The sequence below is a fragment of the Nonomuraea sp. NPDC005501 genome, assembly GCF_040605905.1.
Taxonomy (GTDB): domain Bacteria; phylum Actinomycetota; class Actinomycetes; order Streptosporangiales; family Streptosporangiaceae; genus Nonomuraea.
Window position 1 is genome coordinate 15945 of sequence record NZ_JBEXDT010000024.1, and the last position, 22836, is coordinate 38780.

Sequence of the window (22836 nt, forward strand, 5' to 3'; positions counted from 1 at the left end):
TCACCGGACGACCGATCCCGCGCCGAAGTGATGACGGACGCCCGCCACCGGGCCGGACTCCGTGGCGATCAGGGATGTCTCGCCCTTCGCGTGCAGCCCCACGTGGTACAGCCGTCCCATCATGAACGAGAACTCCCTCTGCAAACCGTGACGATCGAACTCGGGCTGCAAGGCGTGCAGGCGTTCGGTGATCAGCTCGGCGTCCTGCCTGGTGAGCGGGTTCGCGGCGAGCCAGCCGAACGAGCCGTCAGGCAGGCGCCCGACGAAGGCGGACGTGAACGGCTGCATCCGATGGACCTTGAGCCGGTCGTGGTTGAACACACGGGCGTGGTCGATGCCGAAGAGCCTGCCGTCCTCGGTCTTCAGGAGGTTGCCGAAGTGCCGGTCGACGTTCCCGGTCAGTAGGTCGAGCAACCCGATGAGGATCGCATCCCGCCTGCCGCGGTGGCCGCGCAGCACGGAATCGTCGTCCGGCATGGCGGAGCCCTCGATGTACTCCATGATCACGGTACCGGGGTCGTCCGGGTCCAGGACCGCCCGGGGCACGTTGGCATCGATCGCCTGCCCCACCAGGGAGGCCACGACCTCCAGCGGCGCGGCGCGCCGCGCGAATCGGTGCATCGTCTTCCTGACGCCCCGCGTCCGGCCGTCCACCCTGATGAGGTCCACCACACCGTCCTCGCCGCCGCCGAGCTCGACGAAGGTGACGTTCTCCGCGCCGAACAGCGACCGCAGCGTCTCGGGAACGGGCGCCGGTTCATGCCGGGGCGCGCTGACCTCGGCGGCGACCGTCGGTGGTGTCACCCTGGCCTCGGGGACGGCGATGCGCCAGGCGCTGTCGCCGCGGCCGGGGAACATGGGCCGGCCGTCGTCCGTGTAGCGCTGTGACGTGGTCGCGTGCACCTGCAGGTAGTCGCCGACGAAGACGTGCCCCTCACTGCCGATGATCTCACGGCCGGTCGTGTCGGCGAGCTCCTGCAGCAGTGCCGGGTTCGCGCCGATCCCGCCACTCAGCACCCTGAGGGCCGCGTCCGGGGCCGCGATGAGCCGGGGGTCGTGCACGAGCATGATGCCCAGGTCCCTGGCGGTGAGCCGGTGGGTTCCGATGAGGAAGTGGGTGCCGTCGCTCGCGATCGCCATGTCGAGGATGCCGGTCGTGGGCCGCAGCAGCCGCGCGTCGGCGGTGGGCATCACCGCGGAGTCCGCGTCGCGGTACCACACGCCGGCCGCGACCTCGTGCCTGAACTGCCGGATGAGCTCCTGGTGCCGTGCTTCGAGGGCGGGTGCCTGCCGTACGGGCAGTGGTTCGGGAGGGAGCTCCACCGTGTAGAGCCTGTCCCCTCCTACGCCGTTCGGGGTGGTGTAGGCGCCCTGATGGACGCCCAGGATCTTGAACCTGGTGCCGGGCGCGTGACTGGCCCGGCCGTCGCCGAGGTCGGTGCCCGTCCTCGAGTACATGACGACTTCCATGGGCGCGACATGGAAGGGGAAGTACTCGTGCATGCTGAGCACCGTGTCGGGCGCCTCGGACTCGCTGCCCGGCCGGGTCCGCTTCGCCGGGGCGTCCAGCTCCCGGTAGACGGTGCCCGTGACCGGGGTTCCGGGGCCGAAGTGGTGCTGGGCGGCGACGGCCGGATCCGGGGCCGAGGCGATGAGCGGGGTGTCGCCCTTCGCGTGCAGGCCCACGTGGTAGAGCCGGTCCATCATCACGTCGTACTCGGCCAGCATGCCACGCCGTGCGAACTCGGGACGAAGGGCGTACAGGCGCTCCGTGAGAAGGTCGACGTCAGTCCTGGTCAGAGGGTTGTCGACCCAGCCGAACCGGCCGTCCGATCCATAGTCCAGGAAGTTACCGCCGAAAGGTTCACCATGGTAGGCGAGGTCGAGGCGCTTCATGTCGAACGCGCGCGCTTGGTCGATCGCGTAGAGGTCGTCGCCGTCCTCCAGCAGGTTCTCCAGCCTGTCGTGGTTGATGACGAGGATGTCGAGCAGCTCGATCAGCAGCGCTCCGCGCTTGGACTGGGCGTCCGCCCCTAGGATCAGCCGCCCCGGCAGGTGCTCCATCAGAACGGCGTCGGGCATGGTCGGGTGGGGCCGGGCGTGCGCGACGTTCGCCCCGAGCCGCTCGCCCACCAGCGCCGCGAGCAGCTCGGCGTGGAGGGGACGGGCGCGTCCTTCCCACATCACCTTCCTGACCACGCTGGTCTCCTCGTCCAGCACGAGCAGGTCGACCCTGCCGTCCTCGCCTTCGCCGATGGTGGTCCAGCTGCTCTCGGCAGCGGCCGTGGCCGCGGCGATGACCTCGTCCGTCAGCCCGCGTCTCGGTTCCGGCCAGGCGACGGGAACCTGGGCCGGGCCTTCGGGCGGTGCGACGCGTGCCCTCGGCGCGGCACGGTGCCAGCCGCCGTCGTCACTCGCCGGGAAGACCGGCCGGCCGTCGGCGGTGTACTCCTGGACGGACGCGGTGTGCGCCTGGCGGTCCGCGCCGATGTAGACCAGCCGGTCACCGGCGATCACCTCGTGCCCCGTCATGTCGGCGAGTGCCTGCAGCAGGGCACGGTTCTGGGCGAAATCGCACCCCAGCACGCGCAGGACGGCATCCGGGGCGGCGATCACGAGGGGGTCGTGGGCGAGCATGGTGGCCAGGTCGGCGACGGTGAGCCGATGATCGCCGATGCGGAAGTGGGTGCCGTCGGCCGTGATGCCGACGTCGATGACGCCGGCGGTGGGCCGCAGGAGCCGCGGGTCGGCCGTCGGCAGGACGGGCACGGACGGGTCCCGGTACCACACGCCCGCCGCCACCTGGTGCCTGAACTTCAGGATCAGCTCCCGATGCCTGGCTGTCAGCTCGGGCGCCAGCTGCGCCAGAGGAGTGGCCGCCAGATCGGCGTGGCCCGCCGCAGAGTCGACGATCGACCCGGCGCCCCCGGTGGCGCGCGCGGCGATGCCCGCCCAGCGCTCCATCATCGCCGCGTACCAGTCCTGCCTGCCTCTGGCCGCGAAGTTCTGCTCCAGGTCCTGCAGCCTGGAGGTGATCCGCGCCACGTCGGCGGCGGTCAGCGGGTTGCCGTCCGTCCAGTGGTAGGCGAACGACGAGGTGTCGCCCTCGCCGAGCACCTCCGTCCGGTCGATGAAGGGCGACGCCCACAGGGAAGCGCCCCTCGGTACGAGCTTGTCGTGCGGCTCGGCGAAGCAGAACTCGTGGTCGATTCCCGCGACCCGGCCGTCCTGCGCCGCCATGAAGTTGGGCCCCCACCTGTCGGTGTTCAGCACCAGAGCGTCACCGAGGCCGATCAGCAGCACGTCCCGCTGGTTGTTCAGCCTTTTCGGCTGCGCGAACCCGTCGAGGTGCTCGATGAGCAGACGAGTGGGGCCCATCCGGTAGACGCGGGGGACCCGTGCGCCGACGACCTCGTAGACCAGTGAGGCGAGTTCCTCCGAGTCGGCGCGCCGCCGAGCGAGCCACGCCTCGCCACTGAAGGTCCCGATCTCCGACAGATCCTTGAGGACCGCGGCCAGGCCGTCGTGGAAGACGAGCTTCCACACGTTTCCCTCGTTCATCCGGCCGCCGCTGAGCCGCACGCTCTCCTTCACGCCGGACAGCAGGCCGAGGACCAGTTCGCCGGGGAAGGTCCAGTGGCCGATCCGCGTCGGCTCACGGAAGCCGTCCTGTGCGTGCCAGGGCCGCGGGGCCGGCGCCGACAGGCTGGTGGCGCCGGGGTCGGGCCGCTCCTCGCTCGGCCGGCCACGATCCTCCGCTGTTTGCTCGGCCTCGCGGTTCGGGGCGGCGGGCCTGTTGATCAGGTCGTCCACGCTGCGGCCGGGACGGGACGCGTTCTTGACCAGCTCGGCCTGCTCCAGAGCGGTGGCGAGTTGGTCGGTGGTGGCCGCCGCGACGACCGGCTGGAAGCCGTCACGGACGGCATCGACGTACAGGTCGAGCAGCGGTGCCGGCCCCCGCGCGGCGACCAGCGCCGTCAGGGCGGTCTGCCCGGTGGGAGCCAGCCGGCCGCCGAACATCTCGGGCCCGGCGAGTTCCACCAGCCGGCCGAGATCCGCCCAGGTCTCCTGCGGGTGGGGGCCGATGTGGCTCACCGCCTCGCCCAGCCACTGGAGGCGCTCGTCCCCGGTCAGGCTCACATACTGCCGGAGGTGCCGGCCCGGGGCGTGGCTCAGGTCGACAGAGGTGTAGGCGCCCTTGCGTTCCAGGTCGAGGAACGCTCTGAGCGTCGCGTCGAGTCCGCGCTCCCGGACCAGGTCGCGCATGTGCGCGTCGGCCGTCGCCCCCTCCGGCTCGAAGTCGACCCACAGATGCAGACGGCCGATGGCGCGCAGCTCCTGCTCGGTCAGCCCGTCCATCCCGGCCGTCGCCGCGACGGCGCGGCCTTCGCGAAGGTGCAGGTCGGTCGTGGTGGCGAAGTCCACCAGCGCGGCGGTCAACGCGTCGGCGTCGCGCTGGGACAGGGCGTCCGCGACCCCGGCGTGTCCGGCCTCCAGCGCGCGCAGCGCCGTGCCGTACACGCCTCTGCGGCCACCGAGCTCGTGGGCGGCCCGTTCCGCGGCCGCGGCCGCGGTCTCCGAGCCGCCGAAGACCTCCGCGATCGCGGCCAGCTGCCGTAGCCTGCCGTCCGTCAGGCCGCGCAGGCCCACGTCGCCCGCGATCTCGGAGCCGCGCTGCACCTCCGGGTGCCAGGACTGCATGCTTCGGGGGTCGGACTGATCAGGGTGATGGAAGCTCACCGCTCCGTCCGGCAGCCCGGCGAACCCGGGCTGCCCGGCGGCGCCGCGGACGGGCGTCCCGGCGAGCGGGTCGATCGGGTTCTCCGGGGCGAACGCGGTGGTGCCCGGACGCCACCACCGGCGGGGCTTGCCGGTGTCGGCCGCGGCTGCCGTCCGCGTGGTGTCGCCGGTCTCGGCGGGCTGGGCGGCAGGCACGCCCTGCTCGGTCTCGTCGGATTCGACGGTCTGGAGTGCCGGGAGTTCCTGCTCGGTCTCGTCGTTCTCCGCGCGGCTGAAGAAACCGTCGAGCTTGTCGCCCACGAAGACGGCCAGCATCTCACCGCCGGACCAGGCGTAGCGCAGGATGCGCACGTCACCGTCGTCGTGGACCGGGTGGAAACCGGACTCCTCCAGCTGCTCCCGCAGGGGTTGCTCCCAGCGCCCGTACGGGTAACGGCGGCGTTCCCGCGGCGAGCCGCCGGGCAACCGTACGTCGCCCATGGGCAACGCTTGCATGTCGTCCTCGTCGAAGCCGACCAGCAGCTCGGGGCCGCCTTCAGCGTTGGCGTCCACGTCGACGATGCGCACGCCGCGGTAGTGCCGGGGCTCCCTCTTCAGGTACAGGACGGGGTCGCCGGTGCCGGTGCGCCTGACGAGCCGCGAGACGCCTCTCCAGTACGGGCTGGTGCCGAGCCAGCCGCCTCCGCCGGGGTGGCGCGGCACGGCACCCGTGGTCGTGCCCGGCAGCAGCCCGGAGATGCCCGCGTCCGCCGACAGCACCGACGAGAAGAAGACCTTGATGTCCTGCGGGTCGACGCGCGGCATGTGGACGTTGTCGCCGTAGAAGCCATGCGCGGCGATCAGCTCGCCCGCCCGGCCCGGGAAGCGCAGCTCCTTCCGGGACGCCGTGTGCACGACCACGTAGTCGGGGCTGTAGCCGAGCATGTCGCCGAAGGGTGAGCGGACGGGGAACAGCGGCATCTCCCGCCGGACCTCGAACTCCTGGCCGCCGATGGTGATCCGGTCGAAGCCGGGCAACTGGTCGTCCAGCATCCTGATGAGGCGCAGCGGCATGGCGAGATCCGCGTGCCCCGTCCCCTCGATCTGCGCGAGGTGGTCGTCGTGCCTGACCACCCCGGCGACGTCACCCTGCCAGCCCTCCGTGACCTGGTGCGGGAGCTGCTTCTCCAGAGCCCGCACGTCGTCGAGCCGGCCGGGCGACGCGGCGTCCAGCATGGCGTGGATCGTGGCGGTGTCGGCGTGGACGAGCACGTGGCGGACGTGGGCGTCGTCCGGCCGGACCGTCCACTCCAGCCACGTGTCGCTCACCCGCACGCCCTCGGGGGAGCCGCCGAGCAGGTGCGCGCCCCGCGGGGCGGCGATCCGGTACAGGGTCTCGGCCTGCCCGTCCGCCGTGATCGCCAGGGTGGTGGCCTGGCCGTCCGACCTGATCCGCATGCCGGCGCCGTCGTCGTGGGCCACGTGGAGTTCTTCCGGCTGGGCGGTGGCGTCGGTGACCTGCCGGTACAGCACGACGCTCGAGTCGGCCGACTGGTGGAGCACGAACGGTCCGCCCCGCCAGAACGGCGTGGCGCCAAGCTGCCCGAACCCCGACAGGTCGGCGGGCGAGGCGGTCAACCGGCGGAGCGACTCCGCGATCTGCGCCGCTTCTTCGGGCACCTGGTGGCGGGCTGCCTGGGACAAGGCCGGCGGCAGCTCGACGAACACCGCGCCGCCGTACGACGACGACCAGTCGGTGTTGCAGAGCTCGGCCGCGAACGGCACACCGGGCCCGGAGTAGTGGTCCTTTTTCAGTCTGACCGCGAAGCTCAGCCCGTTGACCTCCAGCACGGATTCGCTGTTCCTGGTGTCGGTCCGGAGCGTCGCCACGTCGACCAGCCGCTGCTGGGCAGGGCTGAAGGGGACGCTCCAGTACAGGCTGGTGAGCCGCCGCTTGCCGTCCAGCACGGCCATGACCGTCGTGGCGCCGTGCGTGAACCGCATGATCCGCTGCCGGCCGTCCTCGGCCACCAGCGTGAAACCGAACTGGAGCAGCTGTTTCTCGGTCGGCCGGGCGACCACGTGCTTCGCGTAGGGGTCCGTGGGCAGGCTCGCCGTTCCGCGCGTGCCGACGGACCACCGCGCCACATGCCGCGTGTCGTCCTCCACGGTGATGTGGACCTCGTCCGCGGACCGAGCGTCGACACCGACGCGGGCGATGCCGCCCTTGTGGTCCAGCCGGGCGTAGTAGCGGATCCCGCTGTCGCCGGACTCGACCAGGACGTCGTCGTTACCGGCGAACCTGCCGGCCATGGGGGCCAGTCCCGCGGGCGGGGCGGCGACCGCCTCGGGCAGGGCCGGGAGCTCCGGCGCGCGGGTGCCCGGCGCCGTGTGCACCGCGACGACGGCGACCTCGCCGGCGGGACGCTCCAGGTCCCTGTCGGCGTAGCCGGTGAGCTCCACCAGCCGATCGCCCGGCATGCGTTCGTCCAGGTGCGTGAATACGCCGACGATCTGTTCAGGCGAGACGCGGGCCGGGGACCTCCTGCCGCCGTAGAAGCCGTGCGAGGCGGCCGTCTCGGCGATCGCCGCGTCGAAGATCAGCCGCTCGCCGGTCGCCACGTTGACCACCTGGATCGAGGTGGCCGGCGCGGCGCCGCCGAACGGGTTACGCGCCAGGCCGGACCGGCTCAGCACCCGTAGGTCGTACTCGTGGCCGCCGAGCCTGATCCGGGCCTGGTCGACGTGGCGCAGCACATGGGCGACGAGGCGGAGCGGCTGGGCCACGTCGTGGTGCGTCAGCCCCCCGGCCTGCACCCAGGTGTTGTCCCTGACCAGCGCGTCCCGCACGTCCTCGGTGCGGCCGAGCAGCCCGGCCTCACGCAGCCGCTGCTCGATCTCGGTCCTCGGCACGCCGCCGAACTCCTGGAGCCTCGCGATGGTCACCTCGTCGTTGGTCCCCCCGACGGTGAACCCGGTCGTCTCGCTGACGACCCGCGTGCGCTCCAGCCCCACGAGTTCCGGCGTCATGTCCACGGCCCGGACCTCGGCGTCCACGACGGACCCGTCCTCCAGAACCGTGAATTCCATCCAGCCGTTGTCGACCCTGATGCCCTTGAGTCCGGTCGCCGCATGGGTGTGCGTGCCCATGGCGGTGGCGGGGGCCAGCAGCCTCGCCAGACGCTCGCCGCTCACCGGTACGTACAGGCTGATGAGGCGTCCCCCGGACAGGGTGGCGATGACGTCGGCTTCGGGATGGCGCCGGTTGACCTCCCACTGCGTCTGGGTCACCGTCTCGAAGAAGCCGTTGAGGCTTCCGCGGTACTCGTAGCTGCCGGACGTCAGCCGCCGCGCCCTCTCGGCCATCTCCGGGGTGACGTCACCCTGTTCGACTCGGCGCAGCCGGGGGCCGTCGGCCTGCTCGACCCGGTACCAACCATCGCTTTGGAGCACGTGCAGGACGCCGTCGGCGAAGCGCATGTTGAAGACGGTTCCAGTGGTCAACCGGCGGTAGAGCCTGAGCCTGTCCCCGTGCACCTCCCTCGACGCCACCCAGCCGTCGCCTTCCTTCCAGTGCCCGTCCCACAGCGGCGAAGACAAGCCGTCGAGAGAGGTGAGGGCGGCCGCTTCAGGGAGGCCGGCCGCAGGAGGGGCGGACGCCGGCGTCGGTGCGGCGGACGTCAGGGCGGCCGAGGGCGCGGCGGGGCCGTCGGACAGGACGACCCGCCGTTCCTCGGCGACGTAGGTGACGCGCAGCCTCGTGCCCGGCGCGGCCAGCACCTGGCGGGTGCCCGCCTGGTAAGTGATGGGCCCGAGTTCGCGCGCGTCCGCCACGTCGAAGTCGAACCGGACGCGCACCTTGCCCTCGGGCACGGCGCTCGCGGGAGGCGCCGTCTCCGGGGTCACGAGGGTGAACTCCGACAGCACGATCTCCGGCGTCGCGACTTGCGCGCGGAGCTCCTGCGGGGTCAGGTCCACCCAGTACGAGACCGGGGCGGCGGGGGCCGGCAGGTCCTGCCACGCGGCCCACATCTCCGCGACCGCGCCGCCCAGAGGCTCGGAGCGGAGCCCCTGCCGGATCGCCTCGTTGATCTCCGCGTCGTGTCCGGCGGTGAAGGCGCGCAGCATGACGACGCCCTCGGGCCGGGTGTCGAAGCCGGCGGCGTGCCGCCGGATCAGCTCGGGGTCCGCGGCCTGGATGTCCTGCAGTTCGCGCCGGAGCTTGTCGTACTCGGTGATGGACAGCCACTCGTGCACGTCCTGTCGCGTGCTCGCGCTGGTGGCCGGCAGCTGCCCGTCCACCCAGGCGTGGCCGGTCTCGAACGGGGAACGCTCGCTCACGACGACGTCGGCGCTCTCGGCGCTCCCAGCAGTCTCGGCGCTCTCGGAGCGCTCGGCGGTCTGGGCGGTCTGTGCCGTCCGGGCGGTGTCCGTGCTCTCCGGCTGCTCCACGTTCTCCGCGAGGAGACCCAGGCCCCCTTCGAGCTCGTCCCGCGACGGGCGGGACGGGATGAGCCCCAGCCGGTGCCCGTCCGCGATCACGTCGAGAACCTGGCGCGAGACGTTCGGCGGATAGTACAGACCGGCGGCGTCGGCGAGGTCGAACAGCTGCCGGGACAGTTCCTCCATCGTCTGGAAACCGCCGCCGTACGCCCGCTGCACCCATGCCAGAGCGCGGGCCTGGGCGGGTTCGAGGCCGTGGAGGTCGAGCCCGAGTGCGAGGGCTTCGCCCAGCCAGCGGTCCGGGTCCTGCGCTATGACTCCCTTCAGCAGGTCACGCGCGACTTCCTTGGTGAACCTGTCGGACTGGCCCGGCTCGGGCTCCCAGACGAGTTGTCCCTGTTCGTGCGCCTCCCAGAGCAACGGCTCGATGAGGTCGTGGGCCAGTGACAGCTCGCTGACCAGCCAGCCGGTCACGCGGTAGCCCTCGGTCAGCAGCGTCTCGATGTCGTACGCGGTCGCGCTCCGGGTGCGGGGCTGCGCCGGGCCCGTCGGGGGTGCCGGCTCGTGCCGTTCCACCCGTTCGCCGGCGTCGTCCTGGTCAGGGCTGCCCTGCTGCATCGGGTGCGCGGTCTCACGCTCGGCAGGCCACCCTTGCGCGTTGGGCCGCTCCGGGTCGTGGTGGAAGCTCACCGCTCCGTCCGGCAGCCCGGCGAACCCGGGCTGCCCGGCGGCGCCGCGGACGGGCGTCCCGGTGAGCGGGTCGATCGGGTTCTCGGGGGCGAACGCGGTGGTGCCCGGGCGCCACCACCGGCGGGCCTTGCCGGTGTCGGCCGCGGCTGCCGTCCGCGTGGTGTCGCCGGTCTCGGCGGGCTGGGCGGCAGGCACGCCCTGCTCGGTCTCGTGGGATTCGGCGGCCTGGAGGGCCGGGAGTTCCTGCTCGGTCTCGTCGCTCTCCGCGCGGCTGAAGAAACCGTCGAGCTCGTCGCCCACGAAAACGGCCAGCATCTCACCGCCGGACCAGGCGTAGCGCAGGATGCGCACGTCACCGTCGTCGTGGACCGGGTGGAAACCCGACTCCTCCAGCTGCTGCGACAGGGGCTGCTCGGAGCGCCCGTACGGGTACGTTCGGCGAGTCTCATTCTGTGCGCCCACCCGAACGTCGCCCATGGGGAACGCGTGACCCTCGTAACTGTTCGCGTAGGCCAGGAGCAGCGGCCCGCCTTCGGCGGTGGCGTCCACGTCCACGATGGTGGCGGAGTAGTAGAGCTGGAGCTCCCTCTTCAGGTACAGGACGGGGTCGCCCGTGCCGGTGTGCTTGACCAGCCGGGAGACGCCTCTCCAGTACGAGCTGGCGCCCAGCCAGCCGCCTCCGCCGGGCAGGCGCGTCGCGACATCCGAGGTCGTGCCGCCCAGAAGCCCGGAGATGCCCGCGTCGGACGACAGCAGCCCCGAGAACATGATCTTGATCTCTTGCGGATCGACGCGCGGCATGTGGACGTTGTCGCCGTAGAAGCCATGCGCGGCGATCAGCTCGCCGGCGCGGCCGGGGAAGCGCAGCTCCGCCCTGGAGGCCTTGTGCACGACGACGTAGTCGGGGCTGTAGTCCAGCATGTCACCGAACGGCGAGCTGACGGAGGACAACGGCATCTCGCGCCGCACCTCGTACTCCTGGCCGCCGATGGTGATCCGGTCGAAGCCGGGCAGCTCGTCGTCCAGGGCCCTGATGAGGCGCAACGGTATGGCGAGGTCCGCGTGGGTCGTCCCCTCGATCTGCACGAGGTGGTCGTCGTGCCTGAGCACCCCCGCGACGTCGGTCCGCCAGCCCTCCGTAACCTGGTGGGGGAGCTGCTTCTCCAACCTGCGCACGTCGTTGAGCCGGTCGGTCGACGCGGCGTCCAGCGCGGTGCGGAGCGTGGCGGGGTCGGCCTGCACGACGATGTTGCGGGTGTGCGGCTCGTCCGGGTGGATCGTCCACTCCAGCCAGGTGTCGCCCATCCGCACGCCCTCGGCGGAACCGCCGAGCAGCTGCGCGACCCGCGGGGTGGCCATCCGGTACAGGGCCTCGGACTGCCCGTCCTCCGTGATCGCCAGGGTGGCGGCGTCCGCGCTCGTCCTGATGCTCAGGCCCGCCTCGTCGTGGACCTCTCGGAGGCCTCCCCGCGGGGCGGTCTCGTCCTGCCGGTACAGGACGACGCCGGAGTCCGGCCGCTGGAGGACCACGAACGGCCCGCTCCGCCAGAAGGGGGTGACTCCCAGCTGCTCGAACCCGGGCAGGTGAGCGGGCGAGGCCGTCACCTGGCGGAGCGACTCCGCGATCTCCGCCGCCTCGTCGGGCACCGCGTGACGGGGCCGGGGGGACGAAACCGGTGGCAGGTCGACACGGACACTGCCGCCGATCCCCAGCGTCGACTCGTGGTTCCAGAGAATGGTCTCGAACGGCCTGCCCGGCGTGGACTTCTGCTCGCGCTTCGCCGCGAGTTTGAAGCGCAGCCCGTTGATCTCCATCGTGAAGTCGCCCGCGCTGGGCCGGATCGTGGCCGCGTCGACCAGCCGCTGCTGAGAGGGGCTGAAGGAGACGCTGGAGTACAGGCCGGCGAGTCGCCGCCGGTGGTCGAGCACGGCGATGACGGTCGTGGTGCCGTGTTCGAACCGCATGAGTCGCTCCCCGGCGTCGGTCAGCGGAGCGAAACCGAGGCGGCGCAGCTGCTTCTCGGTCGGTCGGACGAGCCGGTCGTCCGTGGCGAAGTCGATGGCCGTCGTGGTTCCGTGCGTACCGACCGACCAGCGCGTCACATGCCGCATGTCGTCTTCCACGATGACGCGGGCCTCGTCCGCGGACAGGCGGTCCACACCGATGCGGGCGATCGCGTCACCCTCGCCCAGCCGGGCGTAGAAGCGCCTCCCGTCGTCGCCGAACTCGATCACCATGTCGTCGCTGCCGGCGAACCTGCCGCCCAGGGGCTCCAGGCCCTCGGGCAGGGTCGTGACCGCGTCGGGCAGGGCCGGGAGCTCCGGCGCGCGGGCGCTCGGCGGTGTGTGCGCCGCGGCGACGACGACCTCGCCGGTGGGTCGCTCCAGGTCCCTGTCGGCGTACCTGGCGAGCTGGTCCAGATGCCCGTCCGGCAGAGCGTCGTTCAGGTGCGTGAACACGCGGATGATCTGCTCGGGCGAGACCCGCGCAGGGGACCTCCTGCCTCCGTAGAAGCCGTGCGAGGAGGCCGTCTCGGCGATCACCGTATCGAAGGTCAGCCGTTCGCCGGTCGCCACGTTGACCACCTCGATCGAGGTGGCGGGCGCGGCGCCGCCGAACGGGTTGTCCGCGAGTCCGGACCGGTGCACCGCGCGCACGTCGTACTCGTGACCGTGGAGCCGGATCCGGGCCTCGTCGACGTACCCCAACACGTAGCCGGCGAGGCGGAGCGGCTGAGCCAGGTCATGGTGCGTCAGGTTCGCTGCAAGCACCAGCGTGTTGTCCCTGACCAGCGCGTCGGTCAGGTCCTCGGCGCGGCCGAGGAGGGCCGCCTCCCGCAGCCGCTCCTCGATCTCGGCCTTCGGCACGCCGCCGAACTCCTGGAGCCGGGCGATGGTCGCGTCGTCGTTGACGGCTCCGACGGTGAACCCGGTCGGCTCGCTGACGACCTTCGTGCGCTCCAGCCCCACGAGCTCCGGAGTGAGGTCCACGGGCCGGATCTCGGCGTCCACGACCGACGCGTCCTCCAGAACGGTGAACTCCATCCAGCCGTTGTCGACCCTGACGCCCTTGAGCCCGGTCGCCGGGTGGGTGAGCGTGCCCAAGGCGGTGGCGGGCGTCAGCAGTGTCGTCAGTTGTTCGTCGCGTACCGGGACGTGGAGGCCGACGAGGTGCCCCCCGGAGAAGGTGACGATGACGTCCGCGTCGGCATTGCGCCGGCTGATCAGGCCCGGCTCCTGGTGCACCGTCACGTTGAAGTTGTAAAGGCTTCCGAAGTACCCGTGCGACCCGGATCGTTGCGCCCTGGCGGCCATCTCCGACATCTCCGGGAGGAGGTGGGCGTCTTCGACTCTGCGCAGCTGCGGGCCGTCGGCCGTCTGCTCGACCCGGGACCATCCGTTGCTCCGGAGCACGTGCAGGACGCCGTCGGCGATGTGCATGTCGAGGACGGCGCCGGTGGGCAGCCGGCGGTAGAGCCGGAGCGTCTCCCCTCGCCCCTCCGTCGACGCCACCCAGCCGTCGCCTTCCTTCCACGCATCCTCCCTCATCGGCGCGTACGAGGGAGGGTCGAAGGGGGTGAGGACGGGCCGGCCGTCGCCTGACGCCTCGCTCCGCGCCGCCGGAAGCGTGTCCGGCTGCTCCGGCGCCACCGATGGCGCGGCCACGGGGCCGTCCGCAGGCGCGGTCAGGGCCGGCGACGGTGCGGCGGACGTCAGGGCGGCCGAGGGCGCGGCGGGGCCGCCGGACAGGACGACCCGCTGCTCTTCCGCGACGTAGGTGACGCGAAGCCTGGTCCCCGGCGCGGCCAGCACCTGGCGGAGGCCCGCCTGCCGCGTGATGGGCCCGAGTTCGCGCGCGTCCGCCACGTCGAAGTCGAACCGGACGCGCACCTTGCCCTCGGGCACGCTCGTCGCCGGGGGGTCCGTCTCGGCGGTCACGAGCGTGAACTCGGACAGCACCACCTCCGGCTCCGCGATCCGTCCGGCGAGCTCCTGCGGCGTCAGATCCAGCCAGGAGGAGACCGGGCCGGCGAGGGGCGGCAGTTCCTGCCACGCGGCCCACATCTCCGCGACCGAGCCCCCGATCGGGTCCCGGCCGGGGCGGAGCCCCTGACCGATCGCCGCGTTGATCTCCGCGTCGTGTCCGGCGGTGAAGGCGCGCAGCATGACGACGCCCTCGGGCCGGGTGTCGAAGCCGGCGGCGTGCCGCCGGATCAGCTCGGGGTCCGCGGCCTGAAGGTCCCGCAGCTCACGCACGAGCTGGTCGTACTCGGTGACGTGGAGCCACTCGCGCACGTCCTGCCGGGTCGCCAGGCCGGTGCTCGCGAACCGCCCGTCCGCCCACGCGTGGCCGACCTCGTGGGTGACCGGCTCGCTCACGGTGCCGGCGGTGCTCTCCGTGCCCTCGACGGTCCGCGTGCTCTCCGCGTTCTCGGTGTTCTCGCTGATCCGGCTGTTCCCGGCGTCTTCGGTGTTCCCGGTGTTCCCGCCGTTCTCGGCCAGGAGCCGCAGGCCCAGTTCGAGCGCCGCCCGTGACGGGCGGGACGGGATGAGCCCCAGCCGGTGCCCGTCGGCGATCACGTCGAGAATCTGGCGCGAGACGTTCGGCGGGTAGTACAGACCGGCGGTGTCGGCGAGGTCGAACAGCTGCCGGGACAGCTCCTCCATCGTCTGGAAACCGCCGCCGTACGCCCGCTGCACCCATGCCAGGGCGCGGGCCTGGGCGGGTTCGAGGCCGTGGAGGTCGAGCCCGAGCGCGAGGGCTTCGCCCAGCCAGCGGTCCGGGTCCTGCGCTATGACACCCTTCAGCAGGTCACGCGCGACTTCCTTGGTGAACCTGTCGGACTGCCCAGGCTCGGGCTCCCAGACGAGTTGTCCCTGTTCGTGCGCCTCCCAGAGCAACGGCTCGATGAGGTCATGGGCCAGTGACAGCTCGCTGACCAGCCAGCCGGTCACGCGGTAGCCCTGGGTCAGCAGCGTCTCGATGTCGTACGCGGTCGCGCTCCGGGGCGCCGTCGCGACCTGCGCCACCGGCTCGCCGGTCCTCTCCTCGGGGCGGGCGACATCGGCCGTCTTCTCGGAGCGGGCGACGGCGGGTGCCTCGTGGCGCCTTTCGGCCTGCTCCAGGGCGGCGGCGAGCTGGTCGGGAGTGGTGGCGTCGATGACCGGCCGGAAGCCGTCCCGGACCGCCTCCAGGTACAGCTCGATCAGCTGCAGACGTCCCTTGGCGGCGGTCAGGGCGGAGAGCGGGGTGGTCTCCTCGGAGGCGAGCCGGCCGCCGAGCAGTTCGGCCCCGGCGACCTCGACCAGGAGGCCGAGCTCCGCCCGGATGTCGTTCCAGGGGGCCACGGCGCGGTTCGCGGCCTCACCCAGCCAGAGACGGCGATCGTCTCCGGTCCGGTCCATGTACTCCTTGAGCCACGATCCCGCGTCGTACATCAGGTCGACGGAGGTGTACGAGCCCTTGCGCTCCAGGTCCAGGTAGGCCTCAAGCGTCTTCGTGAGGCCGTGCTCCCGGACCAGCCCGTCCATGGCGGGCTCGGTGGCGCCCTCCTGACCGAACTCGACCCACATGTGCAGCCGGCCGACGGCCCGCAGCTCCTGGTCGGTCAGGCCGTACATCCCCGCGCGGGCGGCGAGGCTCCGCCCGGCGTCCAGGTGGAGGTCGACGTCTTCCACGTACTGCACCAGCTCGGCGGTCAGCGTGTCGGGGTCGCCTCCGTCCAGCGCCTCCTGGACCGCCTCATCGCCCTGGCCCAACGCGCGCAGCGCGGTCGCGTAGACACCGCGTTCGCTGCCGAGGTCGTATCCGGCCCGCTCCCAGGCCAACCGCGCACGATGGCGCTCCGCGGTCATGGCCGTGCCGGTCGGGTGGTAGATCTCCGCCATCTCGCCCAGGCGGCGCGCCGAGCTCTCCGGCAGCCCTCGCCATCCCAGCCGGTCCGCGATCTCCCTGCCTCGTGCGGTCGTCGCGTCCCCCCGCCCGTCCGCCTGCTGCAGCGCGATGGCGAGCTCGTCAGGAGTGGCCGCGCCGATGACCGGCCGGAAGCCGTCGCGGACCGCGGCGAGGTACAGGTCGACCAACGGCTTGAGCCCTCTGCCGGTGACCAGGCGGGAGAGCGGGGTGGCCCCTTCGGGAGCGAGCCGGCCGCCGAACAGCTCCGGCCCGCCAACCTCCGCCAGCCGGCCCAGCACCGGCCAGACCCCGCTCGGGTACTCGGCGAGGCGGCTCACGGCCTGCCCCACCCACCGGAGCCGATCGTCTCCGGTCAGGTCCATGTACTGCATGAGCCGGTCCGCGGACTGGTGGACCATGTCCATGGCGGCGTACGCGCCCTTGCGCTCCAGGTCGAGGAACGCCTCGAGCGTGGCCCGCAGCCCCCGCTGCTGGACCAGCTGATGAACGATCGGGTCGGCCGCCGATCGCCACGTCCGCAGTCCGGACCGCATGGCGAGAAGGCCGATCGAGCGCAGCTCCTGCACGGACAGCTCGGCCATCCCCGCCTGGGAGGCCAGCGCCGACCCCTCCCTGGCGTGGAGCTCCGCAGCGGTGGCGTAGTTCACCAGCGCGGCGGTCACCACGTCGACGTCGCTCGTGGTCAAGGCCGCTCTGAGCGACGGGTCACCCGTGTTCAGCGCCTCCAGCGCGGTCTCCCACACGCCGCGACTGCCGCCCAGCCGGGACTGGGCGCTCTGCTCGGCCCGGAAACCCTCGCGGGAGGCTTCGAACATGCTGTCGATCTGGCCCACCTGCCGCAGCCGCAGATCCGGCAGCCCGCTCCAGCCCATGTCGGCGGCGACCCGGCGGCCCCGCCGCAACCCCTCGTCGCCGGCCTCCCACCCGCGCGGGTTGGGCGCGTCCGGGGCGTTGTGGAACGTCACCCCTCCGTCCGGCAGCCCGGCGATTCCGGCCCGCCCCGCGGCGCCGCGCACGCGCGTCCCGGTGAGCGGGTCGATCGGGGTCTCGGGCGCGAACGCGGTGGTGTCCGGGGCCGGCCGGGCCCGGCCGGCCGGCCGGGTGGTGGCGTCCTCCGAGCCGGTACGGCCCGCGGCCGGCTCCTGTCCACGCGTGTCACCGTCGGTGGAGGCGGCCGCGAGCGCCTTCTCCACCGCCTGTGCGAGGTCGTAGCCCGAGACGAACTCCCCGGGCGCTCGTCCGGCGAGCACCTCAGCGATCTTCTCCGCCACCTCGGCGAACCGGTCGCCCACGTGCCCCAGCGCGATGTTCTCCGAGTTCTCGGCCGCGGCCGAGAACAGCTTCGCCACCTCGACCACGGCCCTGGTGGTCCGCACGTCGCCGAACAGCTCCGCTGCGGCGCGCCGCAGCACGTGCACGCCCTGCTCGCCGGGGAAGCGCTGGCCGCCGGTGAAGCGGTACCACTCCACGAACCGCGCGAGCCCGTCCACGTCTCCGACAGTGAGGCGGTCACGGCCCATGGCCTGCGCCACCTGACGGAGGAGCGCATGCGGGCTGGGGACCGCGCCGTCCTGGCCCGCGACGAGTTCGACCAGCGCGCGGACCCGCCTGAGGTCGGCGCTCCTGAACGGGAAGTCCGTCGAGGTCCCGTACATGGCGGCCGCGGTGGAGACCAGAGCGTCGGTGTAGAGCAGGTGCCGGCGGGTGAAGTCCGGGATCGCGATCTCCCGGTGCGTCTCGGCCATGCGGTCGAGAGTCAGCGCGTGGCGGAAGAACTCCGGGCCGTGGGCGGGGAACTTCGCCAGCAGCTCGCGCACTTGCTCGGGCAGCCGGATGTTGTCCGCCGTGGGCGCGGCCGGACGCATGGTCTCGTACGGCCCGGCGGGCTCCGCCGGGCCTGTGACGACCGGCAGGCGGCGGGGTCGCCTCTCCACCAGCGGCGCGAAGAGATCCGGGGTGCCGCCGGCCCGCCGGCGGACGGGGACCTCGGTGGTCTCGGCCAGGTCCGACAGGAGCATGAGGTGACGGTGACGCAGGCCGACCCGCGCGGGGAACGGGATCCCGTCCAGATCGGTGACGAGGTCTCCGTCCCACCGGAGTCTTTCCGTGCCCATCAGGGTCGGGTCCAGCTTCACCAGCTGGCCGGCCAGCGTGCGCCGGTCCGGCCTCGCAGCCTCGATGTACTCGTCGCGGAAGCCCAGATGGTGGCCGAGCTCGTGGGCGTAGACGGACAGTCCCCAGCCCGCGTAGAGGTTCTCGGCGTTGGGACGGGAGCCGGGGGTCCTGGGGTGCAGGGTGACCCTGGGCTCGTTCCCCTGGGCTTCCACGAATCGCAGCCGGACGTGCAGCTGCGAGCCGTCGCGGAGGCGGTGCTGGTGGTTGTAGTAGACGTCCACCGCGTCCAGCAGGTGCGACTGCTCCGCCAGCAGCTCCGCCTGGCTCATCGTGGGATGGGCCGCGTACCGCAGGATGAGGGTGAACTCGGTGATGCGGTGCGTCGTGCCGGCCTCGTCGACCACGCCCAGCGAGCGCACCTCCAAGCGTGACCTGCTCCTCTCCCACGGATCGCGCTCCGTGACCTCCTCGCCCGCGAACTGGCGCAGCCGCGCCCACTGCGATGCCCTGATCGCCTGCTCCGGCTTGATGGCGTAGGCGTTGTCCCGCCGGCGCTCGTTCGCCGGGCGGTCGCGCAGCGCTTCCAGGGTCTTGTCGTCGTGCAGGGGCAGCAGCGGCGGCCGGGTGTCGGGGTTGAGGTCGCTGCTGCGCGGCCGCGCTGGTTCACCGGCGACCGGCGCGGGCGACTTCGGCTCCTTCGACTCCGGTGCCTGCTCGCCTTCCGGGGCGGCGAAGCCGGTGAGGACGGTGTCCAGCCGGGTACGGAGGGCGGCCCCGGCCTCGGTCGCCTGCGCGGAGCGGTACTTGCGGGACAGCAGGCGGAAGACGTTCTGGTCGGTGGCGCTGGGGTGTCCGGCGGCCGGCTGGAGGATGTCGGAGACGGCGGCCAGGACCGCGGTGGCCGCCTGGTCCGGGGCGATGCGGGGGGACAGCGTCACGTGGTGGGGGTCCTGGGCGGTGCCCGAGGCCGGCCGGGTGAGGGCGGGCGGGTCGCCGTCGATCGGCCCGGCTTCGAAGCGGATGTGCCGTCCGTCGATGAGCAGGGTGGTGTCGTCGGTCCAGCTCCACGTCATGGACGGGTTGCCGAAGTCGCTCGGCCTGACCTCGGCGTCGAACGCGGCCCGCGCCTCGGCGACGGTGAGGTCGTCCAGGCCGGGCTGCCGGCCGCCGGCGACGAACCAGTCCCCGATCGGCCGGACGGCGCGTCGCGGGGCGGCCTGGCGGGACTCCGAACGGTCGGGGGCACTCTGATGCAGGCCGGTGGGGCGCGCGATCTCGAACGCGCGCTCCACCTCCCTGGCGATATCGAGGCTCAGCGTCGTCTTTCCGCGGGATCGCCAGGCGAGCACCTGGGCGATCTTGTCGGCCACGAAGGTCCACCGCTCACCCGCCTGCCCGAGCGCGATCTGCTCCGAATCCTGGGCCGCGTCGGCGAACAGCTGGGCGACCTTGACCACGGCTCTGGTGCTGTCCGCGTCACCGAACAGCGTGGCGGCGGCCTGCCGGAGGGCGGGCACGCCCTGCTCGCCGGGGAAGCGCTGACCGTTCGTGGCGCGGTGCCACTCCACGAACCGTGCCAGCCCGTCCGCATCGCGCACGGAGTAGCCGTGCTCGCCCATGGCCTCCGCCACCTGCCGGAGGAAGACATGCGGGCTGGGCACTCCGCCGTCCAGGCCGGCGACCAGCTCGACCAGGTCACGGACCCGCCTGAGGTCGGTGTCGCTGAACGGGAAGTCGGTCGACGTCTTGTACATGGCGGCCGCGGTGGAGACCAGCGCGTCGGTGTAGTCCAGGTGCTGCCGGGTCAGGTCCGAGATCGGCGTGTCCTTGTACACGGCGGTCATGCGGTCGAGGCGCAGGGCGTGCTGGAAGAACTCCGGCCCGCTGACGGGGAACGTCTTCAGCAGCTCCCGCACCTTATCGGGCAGTCGCGTGTTGTCCGCCGTGGGCACGACCGGGCGGTGGATCTCGTGCGGCACGGCGGGCCGCGCTGCGCCACTGGTGATCGGCAGGTGCGCCGCCCGGCTCTCCACCAGGTCGGACAGCTCCATGAGATGACGGTCGCGCAGGCCCGTGGGAGCGAGGAAAGGCAGTCCCTGCAGGTCCAGTACATCGCCGGTGGTGGCCCACACAAGCCTGTCCAGCGCCATGACGCTCTGCGCGTCGCGCTTGACCATCATGTCGGTGAGAGTGCGCCGAGCCCTCCTCGCCGCCTCGACGTACTCGTCGGCGAAGCCGTGGTGGTGGCCGAACTCGTGTGCGTAGAGGGAGAGTCCCAAGCCCGCGTAGATGTTGATGTGATCGGCCCGTCCCGGCATCCTCGGGTGGAACGTGACCGCGGGCTCGTTCTTCCTGGCCTCCACGAACTCCACCCGGACGTGCAGCTGGGAGCCGTCGCGCAGGCGGTGCTGGTGGTTGAAGTAGACGTCCATCGCGTCGAGGGTGTTCGACTGCTCGACCAGCAGGCCCGCCTTGCTCAGGGCTGGGTGGCGGCGGTACCGCACCTGGAGCGTGAGCTCGGTGATCCGGTGCGTGGTGCCCTCTTCGTCGACCACATGGATCGAGCGCGCCTCGATCCTGGATCCGACGTGCTTGCGGATCTCCAGTCCCGCGTCCGGCGTGCGCAGGTGCGCCCACTGCGATGCTCTGATCGCCTGGTGCGGCTCGATGCCGAAGGCGTGGTCGTCGCGCAGTGCCTGGCGGGCCTCGTCGTCGGGCTGTGGCAGCAGGGGCGGCCGGGTGTCGGGGTTGAGGTCGGCGCTGCGCGGCTGTTCCGGCTCGCCGTGGACCGGCACGGAGGGCTTGGGCTTCCTGCCGCGGATGCCGAGCTGTTGTGTCGCTTGTTCGCCTGCCTGGTGGGGGGTGCCGTAGCCGAGGGCGTTCAGGATGGTGTCGAGCTGGGTGCGTAGGGCGGGGTCCTGGGTGGAGCGGAACTCGCGGGACAGCAGGCGGAAGACGGTCTGGTCTGAGACGTTGGGGTGTCCGGTGGGGGGCTGGATGGCGTCGGAGGCGGCGGCCAGGACGGCGAGGGCGGCCTGGTCGGGGGCGATGCGGGGGGCCAGCGTCACCTGGTGGGGGTTCTGGGCGGTGCCTGCGCCGAGGCGGGTCAGTGCGGGCGCGCCGCCGTCGACGGGCCCGACTGTGTAGCGGACGTGTTGGCCGTCGATGAGCAGGGTGGTGTCGTCGGTCCAGCTCCAGGTGACGGGGCGGTTGCCGAAGTCGCTCGGTCTGACCCGGGTGTTGAAGGCGTCGCGTGCCTCGGCGACGGTGAGGTCGTCCAGGGCGGCCTGCCGTCCGCCGGCGGGCAGCGCGTCTCCGAGCAGCCTGACCGGGATCTCCCGACCGCCCGGCGCCGGCGTGTGCTGAGATCGCGGGTCGGCGGAGTCGTCGGGGGCGGACGCGTTGGCGCCGGAGTCGAGCCCGGGCGGGTTCGCGGCCTTGAACGCGTCCTCCACCGCCTTGACGAGGTCCGCGCCGCGCAGCGCCTTGCGAGTCCGCCAGGTGAGCGTCTCGGCGATCTTGTCCGCGACGAAGGCCCACCGGTCGCCCCCGTGCCCGTACGCGATGTGCGTCGAATCCTGCGCCGCCCTCTCGAACAGCTGGGCGACCTTGACCACGGCCCTGGTGCTGTCCGCGTCACCGAACAGGGTGGCGGCGGCCTGCCGGAGGGCGGGCACGCCCTGCTCGCCGGGGAAGCGCTGGCCGTTCGTGGCGCGGTACCACTCCACGAACCGTGCGAGCCCGTCCACATCGCTCACGGAGTAGCGACGATCGCCCATGGCCTCCGCGACCTGGCGGAGGAAGCCTTGCGGGGTCGGCATCCCGCCGTCCTGGCCGGCGAGCAGGTCGACCAGGTATTTGACCCGCCTGAGGTCCACGTCGGTGAACGGGTACTCGGTCGAGGTCCTGTAGATGGCGGCCGCGGTGGAGACCAGCGCGTCGGTGTGGTCCAGGTGCTTACGGGTCAGACGCGAGACCGGCGTGCCCTTGTACACGGCGGTCATCCGGTCGAGGCGCAGCGCGTGCTGGAAGAACTCCGGCCCGCTGACGGGGAACTTCTTCAGCAGCTTGCGCACGTGCTCGGGCAGCTGCGTGTTCTCCGCCGTGGGGGTGGCCAGGCGCATCGTCTCGTACGGCACGGCAGGGCTCGCGAGGCCCCTGGCGATCGGGAGGTGACGTGACCGCGATTCCCTCCGGTCCACCCGCGCCGTGGGCGACGGGTCACCGGGACGCCCGCGGACGAAGACGATCTTCTTCTCCGCCAGATCGGAGAGCTCCCTGAGGTGGCGGTTGCGCAGGCCCACCAGGGCAGGGAAGGGTCGTGCCGCCAGGTCGCGCACGGTCGCGCCGGCGGTCCATATGAGCCTCTCCATCGCCATGAGGCTCGGGTCCCGCTTGACCAGGACGTCGGCGAGGGTGCGCCGAGCGCCTCTCGACTCTTCGAGGTACTCGTCGCCGAACTCGAGGTGGTGACCCAGTTCGTGGGCGTAGAGGCCGAGCCCCCAGCCCGCGTAGATGTTCTCCGAGTTGGGCCGTCCCGGCATGTCCGGGCGGAACATGACCGCGGGCTCGTGCTCGGCGGCCTCGGCGAACTCCAGCCGGACGTGCAGCTGGGAGCCGTCGCGCAGGCGGTGCTGGTGGTTGTAGTAGAGGTCCACCGCGTCGAGGGCGTTCGACTGCTCGACGAGCAGCTCATCCTCGCTCAGCTGGGGATGGCGGTGGTAGCGCACCCGCAGGGTGAACTCGGTGACCGGGTGCGTGGTGCCGGCTTCGTCGGTGACGTGGAGCGAGCGCACTTCGATCGTGGAGCGGCTCTTGTTCCAGCCGGTCCGCTCCTCGACCTCCTGCCCCTGGACCCGCTGGCGCAGGCCGGCCCACTGCGCTGCCCTGATCGCCTTCTGCGGGACGATGGCGTAGGCGTTGCGGTCGCGAAGCGCGTCCAGGGCCTTGTC

At 72.1% G+C, this 22836-nt stretch carries 1 protein-coding gene (cut by a window edge); it reads right to left on the reverse strand.

The features are described from left to right. A protein-coding gene (locus ABZS51_RS14805; RefSeq protein WP_355440322.1) for a hypothetical protein crosses the window boundary here: on the reverse strand, nucleotides 1–22836 show its 3' portion. 16005 nt of this gene lie beyond the right edge of the window; the window shows 22836 of its 38841 coding nt (coding positions 16006–38841); its start codon lies off the right edge, out of view; its stop codon occupies nucleotides 1–3.